This is a genomic window from Herminiimonas arsenitoxidans, from assembly GCF_900130075.1.
Lineage (GTDB): Bacteria > Pseudomonadota > Gammaproteobacteria > Burkholderiales > Burkholderiaceae_D > Oxalicibacterium > Oxalicibacterium arsenitoxidans.
In genome coordinates this window covers 1233024-1249954 of record NZ_LT671418.1, presented here as the reverse complement: position 1 = coordinate 1249954, position 16931 = coordinate 1233024, and the positions used below count along the sequence as shown (strand labels likewise).

General features: G+C 51.3%; 17 protein-coding genes and 1 tRNA gene. 12 read left to right on the top strand and 6 right to left on the bottom strand.

Features of this window, described 5'->3' with window-relative positions; genetic code table 11:
• Nucleotides 1–12: 12 nt before the first annotated feature.
• Entirely contained in the window at nt 13–684 is a 672-nt protein-coding gene (locus BQ6873_RS05880) for an RluA family pseudouridine synthase (protein ID WP_083664398.1), read from the top strand.
• A gap of 100 nt (nt 685–784) precedes the next feature.
• Here the strand turns inward: BQ6873_RS05880 and BQ6873_RS05875 are convergent.
• Both BQ6873_RS05875 and BQ6873_RS05870 read right to left on the bottom strand, forming a co-directional pair.
• A tRNA-Asn gene (locus BQ6873_RS05875) sits at nt 785–860 on the bottom strand.
• Nucleotides 861–966: 106 nt separating this feature from the next.
• Nucleotides 967–2181 carry an amino acid aminotransferase gene (locus BQ6873_RS05870; protein WP_076591817.1) on the bottom strand — a complete coding sequence of 405 codons (1215 nt, stop codon included), beginning with the start codon at nt 2179–2181 and terminating at the stop codon, nt 967–969.
• 117 nt (nt 2182–2298) lie between these two features.
• Between BQ6873_RS05870 and uvrB the strand changes: the two genes are divergently transcribed.
• Together uvrB and BQ6873_RS05860 are read left to right on the top strand one after the other, a co-directional pair.
• Nucleotides 2299–4383, top strand: coding sequence for an excinuclease ABC subunit UvrB (gene uvrB, locus BQ6873_RS05865; protein WP_076591816.1), 2085 nt, complete (start codon nt 2299–2301; stop codon nt 4381–4383).
• A 108-nt stretch (nt 4384–4491) separates the two neighbouring features.
• Entirely contained in the window at nt 4492–5274 is a 783-nt protein-coding gene (locus tag BQ6873_RS05860) for a uracil-DNA glycosylase family protein (protein ID WP_076591815.1), read from the top strand.
• 1 nt (nt 5275) lies between these two features.
• On the opposite strand, the gene BQ6873_RS05855 is transcribed toward BQ6873_RS05860, so the two are convergent.
• The gene (locus BQ6873_RS05855; RefSeq protein WP_076591814.1) at nt 5276–6004 is read right to left on the bottom strand and encodes a TetR/AcrR family transcriptional regulator; all 729 of its coding nucleotides are present in this window, start codon (nt 6002–6004) and stop codon (nt 5276–5278) included.
• Nucleotides 6005–6516: 512 nt separating this feature from the next.
• Between BQ6873_RS05855 and iscR the strand changes: the two genes are divergently transcribed.
• The 8 genes from iscR (at nt 6517) to iscX (ending at nt 12434) form a co-directional block, all read left to right on the top strand.
• On the top strand, nt 6517–6990 hold the full coding sequence (gene iscR / locus BQ6873_RS05850; RefSeq protein WP_012079108.1) for a Fe-S cluster assembly transcriptional regulator IscR: 474 nt from the start codon (nt 6517–6519) through the stop codon (nt 6988–6990).
• A 17-nt stretch (nt 6991–7007) separates the two neighbouring features.
• Nucleotides 7008–8261 (top strand): IscS subfamily cysteine desulfurase, encoded by a 1254-nt coding sequence (locus BQ6873_RS05845; protein WP_076593963.1) that lies wholly within the window; start codon nt 7008–7010, stop codon nt 8259–8261.
• Between the two features lie 58 nt (nt 8262–8319).
• Nucleotides 8320–8724: a Fe-S cluster assembly scaffold IscU gene (iscU, locus tag BQ6873_RS05840; RefSeq protein ID WP_076591813.1), complete on the top strand. Its 405-nt coding sequence runs from the start codon at nt 8320–8322 to the stop codon at nt 8722–8724.
• A 78-nt stretch (nt 8725–8802) separates the two neighbouring features.
• Nucleotides 8803–9126, top strand: a complete 324-nt coding sequence (iscA, locus tag BQ6873_RS05835) for an iron-sulfur cluster assembly protein IscA (RefSeq protein ID WP_012079111.1) — start codon at nt 8803–8805, stop codon at nt 9124–9126.
• A 156-nt stretch (nt 9127–9282) separates the two neighbouring features.
• Nucleotides 9283–9798 (top strand): Fe-S protein assembly co-chaperone HscB, encoded by a 516-nt coding sequence (hscB, locus tag BQ6873_RS05830; RefSeq protein ID WP_076591812.1) that lies wholly within the window; start codon nt 9283–9285, stop codon nt 9796–9798.
• 114 nt (nt 9799–9912) lie between these two features.
• A complete protein-coding gene (gene hscA, locus BQ6873_RS05825; protein ID WP_076591811.1) occupies nt 9913–11775 on the top strand; it encodes a Fe-S protein assembly chaperone HscA in 1863 nt (620 codons plus the stop codon).
• 114 nt (nt 11776–11889) lie between these two features.
• Nucleotides 11890–12228, top strand: a complete 339-nt coding sequence (fdx, locus tag BQ6873_RS05820) for an ISC system 2Fe-2S type ferredoxin (protein ID WP_076591810.1) — start codon at nt 11890–11892, stop codon at nt 12226–12228.
• Between the two features lie 11 nt (nt 12229–12239).
• The gene (iscX, locus tag BQ6873_RS05815; protein WP_076591809.1) at nt 12240–12434 is read left to right on the top strand and encodes a Fe-S cluster assembly protein IscX; all 195 of its coding nucleotides are present in this window, start codon (nt 12240–12242) and stop codon (nt 12432–12434) included.
• Between the two features lie 71 nt (nt 12435–12505).
• On the opposite strand, the gene BQ6873_RS05810 is transcribed toward iscX, so the two are convergent.
• The 3 genes from BQ6873_RS05810 to prfB form a co-directional block, all read right to left on the bottom strand.
• The gene (locus BQ6873_RS05810) at nt 12506–13171 is read right to left on the bottom strand and encodes a glycine zipper 2TM domain-containing protein (protein ID WP_076591808.1); all 666 of its coding nucleotides are present in this window, start codon (nt 13169–13171) and stop codon (nt 12506–12508) included.
• Between the two features lie 190 nt (nt 13172–13361).
• Nucleotides 13362–14897 carry a lysine--tRNA ligase gene (gene lysS / locus BQ6873_RS05805; protein ID WP_076591807.1) on the bottom strand — a complete coding sequence of 512 codons (1536 nt, stop codon included), beginning with the start codon at nt 14895–14897 and terminating at the stop codon, nt 13362–13364.
• A 60-nt stretch (nt 14898–14957) separates the two neighbouring features.
• Nucleotides 14958–16062 (bottom strand): peptide chain release factor 2 gene (gene prfB / locus BQ6873_RS05800; protein ID WP_157889133.1). Its coding sequence is split into 2 segments (ribosomal slippage): nt 14958–15980 and nt 15982–16062, totalling 1104 coding nucleotides; the frame shifts between segments, so codons are not numbered across the junction.
• Between the two features lie 140 nt (nt 16063–16202).
• Here prfB and BQ6873_RS05795 point away from each other — a divergent pair.
• Nucleotides 16203–16928, top strand: coding sequence for a hypothetical protein (locus BQ6873_RS05795; protein WP_076591805.1), 726 nt, complete (start codon nt 16203–16205; stop codon nt 16926–16928).
• The last annotated feature ends 3 nt before the right edge of the window (nt 16929–16931 follow it).

The following is a 16931-nucleotide window of genomic DNA, read 5'->3' as shown; positions in this document are numbered from 1 at the left end:
TGATTCGTAATAATGACTGCTTGTATAGATAACTTTGTGGCACCGCCCTGTGTAGACGACATTGAAATCGTCTACCAGGATGATGCCTTATTGCTGATCAATAAACCCAGCGGCTTGTTGACGCTGTCAGGCAAGAATCCTCTCAATCTGGATTCGGTACATTATCGTCTGGTACAGCAGTTCCCGACGGCGCTGATGATACATAGACTGGATCTGGGCACTTCTGGTTTATTGGTTGTTGCCCTCAACAAAACGATCGCGGCTCATATCAATCGACAATTTCAGTCGCGTACTGTGGTCAAAACTTATCAGGCAGTATTGGCCGGGCAGGTCGATGCAGACGCTGGTGATATTGAGTTGCCGATCGCCAAAGATCCAGTCAACTTCCCAAAACTAAAAATTTGTTTTGATACAGGCAAGGCTGCGAGCAGTCATTACCAAGTCCTGAGTAGGCAGAGAGAAGCGGATACCACTCGTGTATTGTTCACGCCGCATACAGGGCGCACCCATCAATTGCGCATACACAGCGCAGGACTAGGACACCCCATTCTCGGCTGCGATCTTTACGGCACGCCTGAGAGTGAGCGTATGGCTGCCAGGCTTTTATTGCATGCGACTACTTTGGAGTTTGAACATCCAATTAGCGGCGAACGTTTTTACGGTATGAGCGACTGTCCGTTTTAAATGTGGAGTGGGGTTTGTGAGCTCGCGTAGAAAACGCATTCACGATTTGAAAGGACAAAAGAAAAGGGCCTAGTTTTCCAACTAGGCCCTTAATATTCTGTGGCTCCCCGACCTGGACTCGAACCAGGGACCTGCGGATTAACAGTCCGTCGCTCTACCAACTGAGCTATCAGGGAACAGAAGCGAGATTATAAGATGTTTCTTGCTCGCTTGTCAAAGCTTCTGCGATAAATTTCTTTGCTTCGTTTTGCTGCCACTCAGAAATTTACCGCAGGCCGAATATTAAAGAACTTTTGCGATTGCCGCAATGACGTAATCAATATTTTTTGTGTTCAGCGCAGCAACACAGATACGACCAGTATCGATAGCGTAAATCGAGAACTCATCACGCAGGCGATTCACTTGTTCTTTGGTCAAGCCAGAGTACGAGAACATGCCGCGTTGTTGAATGACGAAGTCGAAGTTGTGTGCAGGTGCTTGTTCTTTCAGCTTCTGTACAAACGCTTGACGCATGTCGCGGATGCGAACACGCATACCAGCCAATTCTTCTTCCCACAGTGCGCGCAGTTCTGGTGTTGCCAGAGCTGTTGCAACGACTTGACCGCCGTGGATAGGTGGGTTGGAGTAGTTGGTGCGGATAACGCGTTTCAATTGCGACAGGACGCGTGTTGCTTCTTCTGCGTTGACCGCAACGATGCTCAGAGCGCCAACACGTTCGCCGTACAGCGAGAATGATTTGGAGAAAGAGTTCGATACGAAAACTGGGCCGCCTGCTTCAGCGAATTGACGTACAACTTTACCGTCGGATTCGATGCCGTCGCCAAAGCCTTGGTAAGCCATGTCGAGGAATGGGATCAAGCCGCGTTTCAATACGACTTCAATGACTTGCAGCCATTGTGCGTCGGTCAGATCTGCACCGGTTGGGTTGTGGCAGCAAGCGTGCAACAAAACGATCGAGCCGCTAGGGATCGATTTCAATGTGTCGAGCATGCCGGCGAAGTTTACGCCGCGGGTTGCTGCATCGTAGTACGGGTAGTTATTGACGACGAAACCAGCCGATTCAAACAGTGCGCGGTGGTTTTCCCAGCTTGGATCACTGATCCACACTTGCGCGTTAGGCGCAAAGCGTTTCAGGAAGTCAGCGCCGAGTTTCAATGCGCCGGTACCGCCGATTGCTTGTGCAGTGACTGCACGTTTTTCCTTGACTACGGCGCTATCGGCACCAAATACGAGTTCTTGTACTGCTTTATCGTAAGCAGCGAGGCCGTCGATAGGCAAGTAACCGCGTGGTGACAGTTTTTCCGCGAGCAGCACTTCGGCTTTGCGTACGCATTCGAGCAGCGGCAATTTGCCGTTGTCGTCGTTGTATACGCCAACGCCAAGATTGATCTTATTTGGATTCTTATCGGCATTAAATGCCTCGGTAATGCCAAGAATCGGGTCACGGGGCGCCATTTCGATGGCGTTGAGGAGCGAAGCAGGAATAGGTGCGTTCATCGTGATAACATCAAAAGTTAGCTGCAAACGGTCGTGTTGCAGACGGGTTGTGTGAAGCGCAAGACCATAAGTCCTGCGGAAAATGCGACTCACTATTTTACCAAAGGTCGGATTTAAATGGCTGATTTATCCCAGGTTTCCAATTCCGTTGACGAATCGAAATTCGTCACCTTCCCAGACTCTCCATTTCGTTTGTATCAACCGTTTCCTCCGGCGGGGGATCAGCCGACTGCAATTGCAAAATTGGTCGAGGGTATAGAGGATGGTTTGTTCTACCAAACCTTGCTTGGCGTTACCGGATCTGGCAAAACTTATACAGTTGCCAATGTGATCGCCCGTATGGGACGGCCAGCGATTGTGTTCGCGCCGAACAAAACGCTGGCGGCCCAGCTTTACAGCGAATTCCGTGAGTTTTTCCCGCAGAACGCGGTGGAATACTTCGTCAGCTACTACGATTATTACCAGCCAGAAGCCTACGTTCCACAGCGCGACTTGTTCATTGAGAAAGATTCATCTATCAACGAGCACATCGAGCAGATGCGCTTGTCTTGCACTAAATCCCTGATGGAGCGACGCGACGTAGTGATTATCGCGACCGTCTCGGCGATTTACGGTATTGGTAATCCTAGCGAGTATCACCAGATGATTTTGACCTTGCGCGCCAAGGACAAGGTCAGCCAGCGCGATGTGATCGCGCGTCTGATCGCCATGCAATACACGCGTAATGAAGTCGATTTTGGTCGCGGTACCTTCCGTGTACGTGGGGACACGATAGATATCTTCCCGGCAGAACATGCTGAATTGGCAATTCGTCTGGAAATGTTTGATGACGAAATTGAAAGCTTGCAACTATTCGATCCGCTGACCGGCCGCGTCAAGCAAAAGATCCCGCGCTTTACCGTTTATCCGGGTTCGCATTACGTGACGCCGCGCGCCACTGTGTTGCGTGCGATTGAAACGATCAAAGATGAATTGCGTGATCGTCTTGAGTTCTTCCGCAAGGAAAACAAGCTGATCGAAGAGCAGCGTCTGGAACAGCGTACGCGTTTCGATCTGGAAATGATGCAGGAAATCGGCTTCACCAAAGGCATCGAAAATTACTCGCGTCATCTGAGTGGTGCCAAAGCTGGCGATCCGCCACCGACGCTGGTGGATTATTTGCCGCAAGATGCCCTGATGTTCATGGACGAGTCACACGTGCTGATGGGGCAACTCAACGGTATGTATAACGGCGATAGAGCGCGTAAGACTAATCTGGTTGATTATGGCTTCCGTTTGCCGTCAGCGCTGGATAACCGTCCGCTGCGTTTTGATGAGTTCGAAGGCAAGATGCGGCAGATGGTGTTTGTTTCTGCAACGCCAGCCGATTATGAAAAGACACATGCTGATCAAGTGGTCGAGCAAGTGGTGCGTCCAACTGGTTTGGTCGATCCATTGATCAGCGTGCGTCCGGCGTCGACTCAAGTTGATGATCTGATGTCGGAAATTACCGATCGTGTGAAGAAGCATGAACGCGTGTTGGTCACGACGCTGACCAAGCGCATGGCAGAACAATTGACGGAATTCCTGACGGATAACGGCATCAAGGTGCGTTACCTGCATAGCGATATCGATACGGTAGAACGTGTAGAGATTATTCGTGATTTGCGTCTCGGTACATTCGACGTGCTGGTCGGCATTAACTTGCTGCGCGAAGGTCTGGATTTGCCGGAAGTATCGCTGGTCGCGATTCTGGATGCGGATAAGGAAGGTTTCTTGCGTTCCGAGCGTAGCTTGATTCAAACCATAGGTCGTGCTGCGCGTAACTTGAACGGGATGGCGATTCTGTATGGCGACAAGGTGACTGATTCCATGCGTCGTGCGATCGATGAAACCGAACGTCGCCGCGCCAAGCAGATCGCTTTTAATACCGCTAATAACATTACGCCGGTAGGCATCAAGAAGCACATACGCGAATTGATCGATGGTGTGTACAGTCCGCAAGAAGCGCGCGAAGAATTGCACGCAGCGCAGGAGCACGCTAAATACGAGGCGATGAGCGAAAAACAGGTCAGCAAGGAAATCAAGCTGCTGGAAAAACAAATGCTCGGCCACGCAAAAAATCTGGAGTTCGAGAAAGCTGCACAGGTACGCGATCAGTTGCGAATACTGAAAGAGCAGTTATTCGGTGCGCCGGGTGAAGATCATATAGTGCCGACTTAATGAGATAGGCGATGTGGTGGTGGCTACACTTTGTATTGTGTCGCAAAGTGTAGCGGCTACAATCGCTGCTTTCGTTCGCACGCATCAATCTCTGTCCTTATAAATCTCATGCAAACAATTCCACCGTCTTTTACAGCCATGCTGGATGCTGCCGACGCATCCTGGCGTCCTATCCTGTTGGCTGGCTTGAACGCAGTCAACAAGGCATTTCCCGATTACCTGCCGATGTTGGCGAGCGATGATTACCTGCCGAATGGAGGTCGTTTGTTTGCCGCATTTGCACAGCCTTTGGATGCAGTGCGTTATGTGTTGGTAGGCGAGGGGCCGTATCCGCGTGCTGATAGTGCGACCGGCGTTTGCTTCATGGATGGGGCGGTGTCTTCGTTGTGGTCGGAAAAAGGCTTGTCCAAACAGGTGAATCGCGCGACATCCTTACGCAACTTCATGAAGATGCTTTTGGTCGCGGATGGTCAACTGGCGATAGAGCAAACTACCGGTGATGCATTGGCTGGCGTGTCGGAGAATGCACAGGCAGCACCGACAACGGTGATTCAAACCTTGCCTGACTTGCAGAGCAATCTCACGCAACATGGTTTTCTTTTGCTGAATGCATCGCTGGTATTTCGTGCGCATGTTGCGCCGGTTAAGGATGCGAAGGCTTGGCTGCCGTTCTTGCAAACCGTGCTTGCGGCATTGGCAGATCACGCGCAGCAGTCGGGCAAGACGCCGCCGACGCTGGTGTTGTGGGGCAAGATTGCAGTTCAGTTGGAGGCTTTGCCCGAGAGTGCGCGCCTCCCCAAGAAGGTTTCCGAGCATCCGTATAACTTGAGCTTCATTGCAAATTCAGTGATGCAAGAGCTGTTTGGCTCTATGCATTTGTTGCGGAAGTAATTTAGATCAGGCTGAGCTGGCGCAGGTCGGCTGCTTGCTCTTTTGTTTCAGCAGTCGGTGCGACAACATTGGCTTGTGCGGCTGATGCTGTTTTGCCGATTTTTTCCGGCTTGCCTTCACGCGTCAGCAGACGCGTGATCATTACTTCAAAGAAGGCTGGCAGCGCGTGTTGGTCATCGTGCGCGTGAAAATGCTGGCGTATCACCATCCCATCCCACATCCCTGTCAGGAATAAGGCCGTTTGCGCCGCATCCAGCGATGCATCGATCTGTCCACGTGCTTGCGCGGTGCGCAGCAGATTGGTCAGCCCCATGATCCATTCAGCTTCGATTTTGCGTAATACGATGCCAACGCGCTTGCTGCGCATTCCTTCTGCATAGACTTCCGTCATTAAACTGGCATCGCCGCTGGCGCGATAGCGCTCGGCAAACAGGCGAGTAGTCGCGCTCAGTGCTTGCTGGATGGATTCTGCCTCGCGCATTTGCAAGAGCATCGCGCGGGTTTGGCGGCGTTCATCTTCCACCATGGCTTCAATGATGGCTTCTTTGCCAGTGAAATAGCGATAGACCGCGCCCGGCCCAAGTCCTGTTTCGGCACAGATTTGTTGCATGGATGTTTGGTGGAAGCCGTTTTTGCGGAAGCATTTGCCGGCGGCTTTGAGGACTTCGATGCGTTTCTTGTCAGCTTTTTGGGTAGGCGATTGCGGAGTCTTGGAAATGCGTGTGGCCATTGCGAATGCGAAACGAGGTTTCAATTAATGAACGAAGCATCAATTATAAATTGAATATTCGCTCAAATATATTTTGTGAGTGAATAGAATGAACTTTCCATGGATTTTCTCTCTTTCTATTCTGTTGCCATGTGCCTGATTTTTTGAATTTTAAAATTGAATAATCATTCAATATTTAATTTTTATGGGAGTGATGGTTCTTATTGGCTTGGGTAGATGCAGTGAAGTGTTGGTGAGAATGTTTCTTTATGGAAATTAAAGTTATGTGTTTCATGCAACTTTTAATTCTTGATATTTGTTGGGCAATATCCTGCTTGGTGACCTCGGTCAAGTCTGAGGAGACTACTTTTCGATAAAATCGAGGTGTGGAAATTGAGTGCAGTTTGTGCTGTTGAGCGAGGCTGGCTGCGGGAAAGTGGGTACCTGACAGAATCAGTCAAGTTTGTTATACTTGACCAAATCGATCAACAACTCAGGTTATTCATTTCTGTTGATCACTGGAGGCAAGATTCATGCGTTTGACGACTAAAGGCCGTTTTGCTGTAACAGCAATGATTGACTTGGCATTGCGCCAGGACAATGGTCCTGTCACGCTCGCCGGAATCAGCCAACGGCAAGAGATTTCGCTATCGTATCTGGAGCAATTGTTTGGCAAATTGCGCCGTCACGAAATCGTTGAATCGGTGCGCGGACCGGGTGGTGGTTATAACCTGGCACGCCGTGCAGAAGATGTGACGGTGGCAGACATCATTATTGCCGTCGACGAGCCGCTGGATGCGACGCAATGTGGCGGCAAGGAAAATTGCCACAGTCCTGAGCATGAGCATGGTGGTCGCTGTATGACTCATGATCTATGGGCAACGTTGAACGCCAAGATGGTGGATTACCTGGATTCTGTGTCGCTGAAAGATTTGGTAGACCAGCAAAAACAAAAGATTTCTGAACAATGCGTGGTGGTCGTGCACCGCAACCACGCAGCCGTTTGATTATTGGAGCTAAAAAGATGAATGCCCCGTTAGACAAAAGCCTGATAGATACGATCAAGGCGCCGCATTTCCCGATTTACATGGATTATTCGGCGACTACGCCTATCGATCCACGCGTCGCTGACAAGATGATTCCTTACTTGCGTGAGCAGTTCGGTAATCCAGCTTCGCGCAGCCATATGTATGGCTGGACAGCAGAGAAGGCAGTTGAAGATGCGCGCGAACAAGTCGCTGCGCTGGTCAATGCTGATTCGCGTGAAATCATCTGGACTTCAGGTGCAACGGAAGGCAACAACCTTGCACTCAAGGGCGCTGCACAATTCTACAAAACCAAGGGCAAGCACATCATCACGGTAAAGACCGAGCACAAAGCTGTGCTGGATACCGTGCGTGAATTGGAGCGTCAGGGTTTTGAGGCAACTTATTTGCAACCGCAAGACAATGGCCTGATCACCATCGAGCAACTGGCTGAAGCAATTCGTCCAGATACGATTCTGGTATCGGTCATGTTGGTCAACAATGAAATTGGTGTGATCCAGCCTATCGACGAGATCGGTGAGTTGTGCCGCAGCAAGGGCATCATTTTCCATTGCGACGCAGCACAGGCAACTGGCAAAGTAGAGATCGATTTGGAAAAAACCAAAGTCGACTTGATGACCTTTACTGCACACAAAACCTACGGTCCTAAAGGTATTGGTGCCTTGTATGTACGTCGCAAACCGCGCGTCCGTATCGAAGCACAAATGCACGGCGGTGGTCACGAACGCGGCTTGCGTTCCGGCACGTTGGCAACCCACCAGATCGTTGGTATGGGCGAAGCTTTCCGTATCGCAAAAGAAGAAATGGCTACGGAAATTGTTCGTATCCGTGCTCTGCGCGATCGTCTGGCCAAGGGTTTGCAGGATATGGAAGAGGTTTATATCAATGGCGATATGGATCACCGTGTACCGCATAACCTGAACGTCAGCTTCAACTATGTTGAAGGTGAGTCACTGATCATGGCAATCAAGGATCTGGCTGTTTCTTCAGGTTCAGCTTGTACTTCGGCCAGTCTGGAACCATCTTATGTATTGAGAGCGCTGGGTCGTAGCGATGAACTGGCGCACAGCTCGATTCGTTTCACCTTCGGTCGCTTTACGACAGAAGAAGACGTCGACTTCACGATCAAGCTGATGAAAGAAAAAGTGGCCAAGCTGCGCGAATTGTCGCCACTGTGGGATATGTATAAAGACGGGATCGATATCAGCACGATCCAATGGGCAGCGCACTAATATCTTTCTCGTTCCTGTTGTTGACCAACAGGAATAAGGCTTAACAAGGAGTATCAAAATGGCTTACTCAGACAAAGTTCTCGATCACTACGAAAATCCACGCAACGTTGGTGCGTTTGACAAGGGTGATGAAACAATTGGTACCGGCATGGTTGGCGCGCCGGCTTGCGGTGACGTGATGAAATTGCAAATCAAGGTCGGCGCTGATGGCGTGATTCAAGATGCCAAGTTCAAAACCTACGGCTGCGGCTCGGCGATTGCTTCGTCGTCGCTGGTGACCGAATGGGTCAAGGGCAAGACGCTGGATCAAGCAATGGCGATCAAGAATACGCAAATCGCTGAAGAGTTGGCATTGCCACCAGTGAAAATTCACTGCTCGATCCTGGCGGAAGATGCGATCAAGGCAGCAGTGCTGGACTACAAAACCAAGCACGGCGTAGCTGAATCGAAAGAAGCGGCTTAAGCTTGTTAAGCGCCTGTAGTGCGTGTCCGATAAACGGATACGCACTACAGGCAACGACAATCTTTTTGAGCAAAGATCATGGCAATTACACTGACTGAAAAAGCAGCGAAACACATTACTCGCTATATGGAACGGCGCGGCAAGGGTATCGGCCTTCGTTTCGGCGTGCGCACGACTGGTTGTTCCGGCCTGGCCTACAAGCTGGAATATGTGGACGAAAGCGCGAACGAAGATAGCGTGTTTGAATCGCACGGCATCAAGGTCTTTGTTGATCCGAAAAGCTTGCCGTATATCGACGGCACCGAGCTGGACTTTGCACGCGAAGGTTTGAACGAAGGTTTCAAATTCCGCAATCCGAATGTCAAGGATGAATGCGGTTGCGGCGAAAGCTTCCGTATTTGATAGCTGGCTGCTAGGCGTTCGCGCCTGGCGGGAACACCTTATTCTGATTGAGCCTGTCGAATGTGCGCAGGCTTTTTTATTGAATAAACCGAATATTTTCACCACGCGATGAAGTTTGCATCGCCTTAAAAGCCAGCAAATAGCCAGCGCACAAGAATGCAAAACCACTTCGATCTCTTCCACCTGCCGCAACGCTTTGCCATCGATCTGAAGGCACTGGATGGTGCCTATCACAGCGTGCAGGGCCAAGTGCATCCGGACAAGTTCGCACATGCGTCAGACGCCGAGAAACGTGTGGCGATGCAATGGGCGACCCGTGCCAATGAAGCCTACCTGACGTTGAAGAGCCCGTTCAAGCGCGCCGCCTACCTGTGCGAATTGAATGGTGTCGATTTGCAGGTTGAGTCGAATACGGCGATGCCGGTCGAATTTCTGATGCAGCAAATGGAGTGGCGCGAAGCGCTGGATGATGCGCGTGCGCACAAAAGTCGCGATGAGCTGGACGAATTGGATAACGCGATTCGTGCTGCGCGTAAAACCACGGTGGCCGAGATAGGCGTATTGCTGGATGCCGACGATTTTACGCAGGCGGCCGGATTGGTGCGCCAGCTGATGTTTTTGGAAAAATTTGCTGAAGAAGTTTCTTATGCACTGGATGCCTTGCCGGATTGATTTGGCGCGGCATCGATGTGCAGTAAAACCGATTAATGCGCGAGTAATGCAGTAACGCGCTAACGATGATTGCCCATGGCGGTCATCTCATCTTGAGATAAGTTACAAACGAATATGGCTCTCCTTCAAATCGCCGAACCTGGCATGTCTACCGCGCCGCATCAGCATCGGCTGGCAGTCGGTATCGATCTCGGCACGACTAATTCCCTGGTTGCAACGGTACGCAATAGCATTCCTGAAGTATTGACCGATGAAGAAGGGCGCGCTTTGCTGCCATCCGTCGTGCATTACATGAAGAACGGCAACGCGCAAATCGGTTACAAGGCACTGGCGGCACAGAATACAGATCCAAAGAATACGATTGCTTCGGTCAAGCGCTTCATGGGACGTGGCTTGAAAGACATCGCCTATGTCGAGAACCTGCCTTACGACTTCCTCGATACGCCCGGCATGGTGCAGTTGAAAACCGTCGCTGGCGTCAAAAGCCCGGTTGAAGTTTCGGCAGAAATTCTGGCGACCTTGCGTCAGCAAGCAGAAGACGCGTTGGGCGACGATCTGGTTGGTGCGGTAATTACCGTGCCGGCATATTTCGACGATGCACAACGTCAAGCCACCAAGGATGCGGCACAACTGGCTGGTTTGAATGTGCTGCGCTTGCTGAATGAGCCGACGGCAGCAGCGATTGCTTACGGTTTGGATAATGGTTCGGAAGGTGTGTTTGCCGTCTACGATTTGGGCGGTGGCACTTTCGACGTTTCTATTTTGAAGCTGACTAAGGGCGTGTTTGAAGTCTTGTCTACCGGTGGTGATTCTGCACTGGGCGGCGACGACTTCGATCATCGTTTGCTGTGCTGGGTAATTGAGCAGGCTAAATTGGCGCCATTGTCGGATGAAGATCTCAGCGTGCTGATGGTGAAGGCGCGTGAAGCCAAAGAGTTGCTGTCGACCAAAGCGGAAACGCAGATCGATGCAGCCTTGGGTTCAGGCGAAGAAGTGCACGTTACCGTCACTGCTGCCGATTTTGTAAAGATGACGCAGCATCTGGTTGCGAAGACGATTACGCCGACAAAGAAAGCACTGCGTGATGCAGATTTGACTGTGGACGATATCGATGGCGTCGTCATGGTTGGCGGCGCAACGCGTATGCCGCATATCCGCAAGGCAGTCGGCGAGTTTTTCCAGGCGACGCCTTTGGCGAATATCGATCCGGATAAAGTCGTCGCGCTGGGCGCTGCAATACAAGCCAATTTGCTGGCAGGTAATCGCGCTGCCGGCGACGACTGGTTGCTGCTGGATGTGATTCCTTTATCGCTCGGTATCGAAACGATGGGCGGCTTGGTAGAAAAAGTTATTCCTCGTAATTCAACAATTCCATGTGCACGCGCGCAAGAGTTCACCACCTTCAAAGATGGGCAGACCGCGATGGCCGTGCATATCGTGCAGGGCGAACGCGAACTGGTGACGGATTGTCGTTCGCTGGCGCGTTTTGAATTGCGCGGTATTCCACCTATGGCGGCCGGTGCCGCACGCATACGCGTGACTTATCAAGTCGATGCGGATGGCTTGCTGTCGGTGTCGGCACGCGAGTTGCGCTCGGGCGTGGAAGCGTCGATCAGCGTCAAGCCATCATACGGATTGGCGGACGATCAGATTGCGCAGATGCTGCAAGACTCATTCAAGTCGGCTGATATTGATATGGTTGCGCGTGCCTTGCGCGAAGAGCAGGTAGAAGCCGAGCGCATCGTGTTGGCAACGCAATCAGCACTGGATGCGGATAGTACTTTGTTGTCGGATGACGAACGTAAAGATGTACTCGCTTTGCTGGAATCGGTTAAGCAGAGCAGCAGCGGTAGCGACCATGTAGCGATCAAGGCGGCAGTGGATGCGCTGGCGCACGGTACTGAAGAATTTGCTGCACGCCGCATGGATCGTAGTGTGCGTACGGCGCTTTCCGGTAAAAAGCTGGACGAGATTTGATTCATCGCTCTTCATTTATTTCTATGGATGAAGAGCCGGTTTGCGTTGGCATGAAGTCGGTAACCAGAGACTTTTATTCAGCGTTTTAATACTTAAACTTTCGAGGTAAACCAAGTGCCCCAAATAGTTGTTCTTCCTCATCATGCCCTGTGCCCTGACGGCGCTGTTATCGATGCGCCGGCTGGTAAGTCGATATGCGATGTCTTGCTTGAAAACGATATCGATATCGAGCACGCTTGTGAAAAATCTTGTGCATGCACCACCTGTCACGTGATTGTGCGTGAAGGATTCAAGTCCTTGAACGAAGCAGGCGATACAGAAGAAGATTTGCTGGATAAGGCTTGGGGACTGGAAGCGTCATCGCGCCTGTCATGCCAGGCGATTGTGGCAGAAGAAGATCTGGTAGTTGAGATTCCACGCTATACAATTAATCACGCCAGCGAAAATCATTAAGGAGAGCTGAGATGAAATGGACAGATACCATCCGCATTGCGGAAGAGTTGAACGATAAATTTCCTGACATCGATCCATTGACGATACGCTTTACTGATTTGCATCGCTGGGTCTGCGAACTGGATGGTTTTGACGATGCGCCTGACCATTCCGGCGAGAAAATTCTGGAAGCCATTCAAATGGCGTGGATAGAAGAAGCGCAATAATCGATTCGTATTATTACGATGAAGATATAAAAAAGCGACCCGCAGGTCGCTTTTTTTATTGCTGAGAAGGATTAACGTGCACGCAGATAACCATCTACTACACGGACTGGATCACCAGTGTTCCAGTTAGGTGGGTTGTTGTATGGGAAGGTGCGGATGCGACCGTCGTCCATGCGTACGCGTACTTCATAAGCTGTTGCCGTACGTGTACGTTTTTCAATTTCGTTACCGGCAAATCCACCGCCAACTACGCCTGCGACTGTAGCCAGGCTACGCCCGTTGCCGTTACCGATCTGATTGCCCAGCAAGCCACCAACCACTGCGCCGCCAACGACACCTACGCCGCTAGGTTTGGCCGCTACTTGTACACTACGGATCGATTCGATACAACCGCAATTACTGCAAATAGGTGCGGCTTGTGCGACTTTAGTGGGAGCGTTATATGCCTTGGCTTGTGCTTTGGCCTGATTTTCTGCCTTGATAGCGGCTGCCTGGCGTTCGTCAGCTTCCTGGCGAGCCTGATTTGCCTTGTCTTCAGCTGCTTGCGCTGCAGCTGCTTTATCCGCAGCATCTTTTTCCAGAGCGGCAATTGCTTCTTTTTGTGAGCCCGTGCTGTTTGAGTTTGGCAGCAGACCGGTCATGGCAGCAACGCCAACCAAACAGACTAGCAGTACTGCAACGGCAGCAGCAGCGATGAGAGGATGTATGCGGCTTGTTGAATTATTGTTGGTTTCCATGGTTTCCCTCCGGCTAGATGGATATTGTTGATTTGTGATGACAAAGTATTACCCGCTATTACGCGAATAAAAAGCCGAAACCTGTGTCAGATGTAAGACTATGTAACGCTGTGAGTATTAAAACAACACTTAGTTGCTGCTAAATAAAAAAGGACTGCCTGAGCAGTCCTTTTTATTGGCTTTGAGAAACTTAATCTTCGCGGCGCAAGTGCGGGAATAGCAGCACGTCGCGGATGTTAGGCGAGTCGGTGATGATCATCATCAAACGATCGATACCGATGCCGCAACCGCCGGCTGGTGGCATGCCGTATTCCAGAGCACGGATGTAATCGGCGTCGTAAAACATCGCCTCTTCATCGCCTGCATCTTTAGCTGCAACTTGCGCCTGGAAGCGAGCCGCCTGATCTTCCGCATCGTTCAATTCGGAGAAGCCGTTAGCGATTTCGCGGCCAACCATGAACAATTCGAAGCGCTCGGTAATGCCTGGAACAGTGTCTGATGCGCGCGCCAATGGCGACACTTCAACCGGGTAATCGATGATGTAGGTTGGTTCCCACAACTGCGCTTCTGCGGTTTCTTCAAACAGTGCCAATTGCAATGCGCCGAGACCGGAGTGTGCATGCGGTTTCACGCCGAATTTTTTCAACTCAGCTTTGATGAATTCCACATCGTTGAGTTGTTCAGCCGTATAGCCAGGTGCGTACTTGTTGATGGCTTCAACGATGGTCAAGCGATGGAATGGCTTTGCCAAATCCAGCTCACGGCCACCGTAGGTCAATGTTGCCGTACCGTGCGCATCGATGGCGGCCTGACGAATCACTGCTTCGGTGAAATCCATCAACCATTTGTAATCGGTGTACGCCGCATAGAATTCCATCATCGTGAATTCTGGATTGTGACGGATCGATACGCCTTCGTTGCGGAAGTTACGATTGATCTCGAACACGCGATCGAAGCCGCCGACTACCAGACGCTTCAGATACAGCTCAGGCGCAATACGCAGGAACATTTGCATGTCGAGCGCGTTGTGATGCGTGATGAAAGGCTTGGCCGCTGCGCCGCCTGGAATGGTGTGCAGCATCGGTGTCTCGACTTCCATGAAATCGTTCTTGGCCATGAAGTTGCGTATCGACGTAATCGCAGCAGTACGCGCTTTGAAGGTGCGGCGCGTTTCTTCATTCATGATCAGATCAACGTAACGCTGACGGTACTTGGTTTCCTGATCGGCGAGGCCGTGGAATTTATCCGGCAGCGGACGCAGCGACTTGGTGATCAAGCGCAGTTCGCTCACCTTGATCGTCAGTTCATCGGTCTTGGTTTTGAACAGTGTGCCGACCACGCCCAGAATATCGCCCAGATCGTAGTGATGTAGCGCTGCCATTGCAGCTTCGCCAGTCAGATCCAGTGTTGCGTAGATCTGGATGCGGCCGTCAGCTTTCGGACCGGATGCATCTTGCAGCGTAGCGAATGCAGCCTTCTTGCCTGCTTCACGTTTCAACATCATGCGGCCTGCCAGCACGACGGTGACTGGCTCTGCTTCCAGTTCTTCGCGTGTCTTGCTGTCGTACTGCGCGTGCAGATCGGCGGCTTTGTGCTGTGGACGGAAGTCGTTAGGGAAGGCGATACCTTGTTCGCGCAATGCGCTCAGCTTGGCGCGGCGTTCGGCGATGATTTTGTTTTCGTCGATCGGTAGCGATGCTGCAGCGTCGTCGTTATGCGTAGTCATGGGGTAACAATCTGTTAGGGGATACGATTAAAAATTAAACAGCAAGGCGTGAAAAATGAATTACACGCCTTGCTTCAGCGATGCAGCGATGAAATCATCGAGATCACCGTCGAGTACCGCTTTGGTATTACCGGTTTCGAAGCTGGTGCGCAAATCCTTGATGCGCGACTGATCCAGTACGTAGGAGCGGATCTGATGACCCCAGCCCACATCGGTCTTGGAATCTTCCAGCTTTTGCTGTTCGCTCATGCGGTTGCGCATTTCCAGCTCAAACAGCTTCGCTTTCAACATGTCCCATGCTTCGGCCTTGTTGCGATGCTGCGAACGGTCGTTCTGACACTGCACAACAATACCGGACGGGCCGTGCGTCAGACGCACTGCGGAATCGGTTTTGTTAATGTGCTGACCACCGGCGCCGGACGCACGATAGGTATCGATACGAACATCGGCCGGATTGATGTCAATCTCGATCGAATCATCGACTTCAGGGTAGACGAACAAGCTGGAGAACGATGTGTGACGGCCGTTGGCAGAATCGAATGGCGATTTGCGCACCAGACGATGGACGCCGGTTTCTGTACGCAGGAAGCCATAAGCGTAGTCGCCTTCGACTTTGATGGTCGCGGTCTTGATACCGGCGACTTCACCGTCGGATTGTTCGAGGATCTCGGCCTTGAAGCCCTTGCGTTCGCAATAGCGCAGATACTGGCGCAGCAACATGGATGCCCAGTCTTGTGCTTCGGTACCGCCAGCGCCAGCTTGAATATCGATGAAGCAGTTGTTCGCATCCATAGGATTGCTGAACATGCGGCGGAACTCCATGCCTTCTACCAGCTTGAGCAATTCCTGCGCATCGGCTTCGATGGCTTCGATGGTTTCTTCGTCTTTTTCTTCACGCGCCATCTCGAACAGATCACGAGCATCATTCAGCTCGGCGTCAATCTTGATCAGCGTGTGGACGATCGCTTCCAGCGATTTCTTTTCTTTACCCAATTCCTGGGCGCGTTTCTGGTCATTCCAGACTTCTGGATCTTCCAGTTCGCCGTTGACTTGGTCTAGTTTCTCTGACTTGATATCGAAGTCAAAGATACCTCCGAAGTTCGGTCGCGCGAGTCGTGAGATCGGCGAGCAGGGATTCTAGGGAATTTAAACGTTCAGCTTCCATGATATTTCTTCAACAATCAAACCGTGAATTATACCTGAGCTACACTGCGCTTTTAAGCACGTTTCGAGGGGCACCTTGTCAGGTGAACCGTTTTCCCGTTTTGCTGTCTTCTTATAAATATTATTAAGGGAGTAATAAATATGGAGCGGTCGCAACGCGCTTGGGCATTCTTGTGTGTGTGCGCTGCATTGGCAGGCTGTTCTTCGACACCGGCCCCACGGGGGGAAGTCAAGGGAATGTCGGCCAGCGGTAAGGAGATGGGGCAGTCTGACACTAACCGTATCGCGACCATAGGCATGAAGGACAATCTGGATAGTCTTTATCTGCTGATGGACAAGTTATACCGGCGCAATCCCGCCGAATGGAAAAAAACGGGCATCAGCCGGGAAGAGAGCATAAAGCGGGTGCGCGAGGCGATCGAGCAGCGCCAACCGTGGCCCGGATTGCAGGGGCAGCGCGATATCAAGGCTTTATCGCTGGCCTTGATGCCGGATTTCAGCGGTGATCGCGTGGCGGCGTTCATTTACAGCAGTGCCGATATGATCATTGCGGCACATGGTAACAAGACGGAATTCTTCCTGGTTGATGCTCTGGATGCTCAGCATATCTATAACGCGGGACGTAATATTGAAGTCGCGGTCTGGTTGCTGGGCAGCCGTCGCAATAGCATGGGCAAGGTGCTGCTCTTATCCGACGATATGAGCGAGGCCAGTCGTAATCTGAGCTTTGAGCGCGAATTTGGCAAAGTCGTCGGACGGCTTGATTTGCTGGCTGAATTTTTGACTGAAAGATACCGCCGGGCTGGCATCAACTATGTGCAAAATCTGGTTGGTGGCTCGTTCCTGCAATTTTTGCCGGTGCGTTAAAAC

What these genes read in the sequence shown, in the direction of transcription:
- BQ6873_RS05845 (WP_076593963.1), top strand. Translation starts at nt 7,008, where the DNA reads ATGAATGCCCCGTTAGACAAAAGCCTGATAGATACGATCAAGGCGCCG.
- iscR (WP_012079108.1), top strand. Translation starts at nt 6,517, where the DNA reads ATGCGTTTGACGACTAAAGGCCGTTTTGCTGTAACAGCAATGATTGAC.
- iscU (WP_076591813.1), top strand. Translation starts at nt 8,320, where the DNA reads ATGGCTTACTCAGACAAAGTTCTCGATCACTACGAAAATCCACGCAAC.
- BQ6873_RS05870 (WP_076591817.1), bottom strand. Translation starts at nt 2,181, where the DNA reads ATGAACGCACCTATTCCTGCTTCGCTCCTCAACGCCATCGAAATGGCG.
- BQ6873_RS05795 (WP_076591805.1), top strand. Translation starts at nt 16,203, where the DNA reads ATGGAGCGGTCGCAACGCGCTTGGGCATTCTTGTGTGTGTGCGCTGCA.
- BQ6873_RS05880 (WP_083664398.1), top strand. Translation starts at nt 13, where the DNA reads ATGACTGCTTGTATAGATAACTTTGTGGCACCGCCCTGTGTAGACGAC.
- iscA (WP_012079111.1), top strand. Translation starts at nt 8,803, where the DNA reads ATGGCAATTACACTGACTGAAAAAGCAGCGAAACACATTACTCGCTAT.
- hscA (WP_076591811.1), top strand. Translation starts at nt 9,913, where the DNA reads ATGGCTCTCCTTCAAATCGCCGAACCTGGCATGTCTACCGCGCCGCAT.
- BQ6873_RS05810 (WP_076591808.1), bottom strand. Translation starts at nt 13,171, where the DNA reads ATGGAAACCAACAATAATTCAACAAGCCGCATACATCCTCTCATCGCT.
- iscX (WP_076591809.1), top strand. Translation starts at nt 12,240, where the DNA reads ATGAAATGGACAGATACCATCCGCATTGCGGAAGAGTTGAACGATAAA.
- BQ6873_RS05855 (WP_076591814.1), bottom strand. Translation starts at nt 6,004, where the DNA reads ATGGCCACACGCATTTCCAAGACTCCGCAATCGCCTACCCAAAAAGCT.
- uvrB (WP_076591816.1), top strand. Translation starts at nt 2,299, where the DNA reads ATGGCTGATTTATCCCAGGTTTCCAATTCCGTTGACGAATCGAAATTC.
- hscB (WP_076591812.1), top strand. Translation starts at nt 9,283, where the DNA reads ATGCAAAACCACTTCGATCTCTTCCACCTGCCGCAACGCTTTGCCATC.
- BQ6873_RS05860 (WP_076591815.1), top strand. Translation starts at nt 4,492, where the DNA reads ATGCAAACAATTCCACCGTCTTTTACAGCCATGCTGGATGCTGCCGAC.
- lysS (WP_076591807.1), bottom strand. Translation starts at nt 14,897, where the DNA reads ATGACTACGCATAACGACGACGCTGCAGCATCGCTACCGATCGACGAA.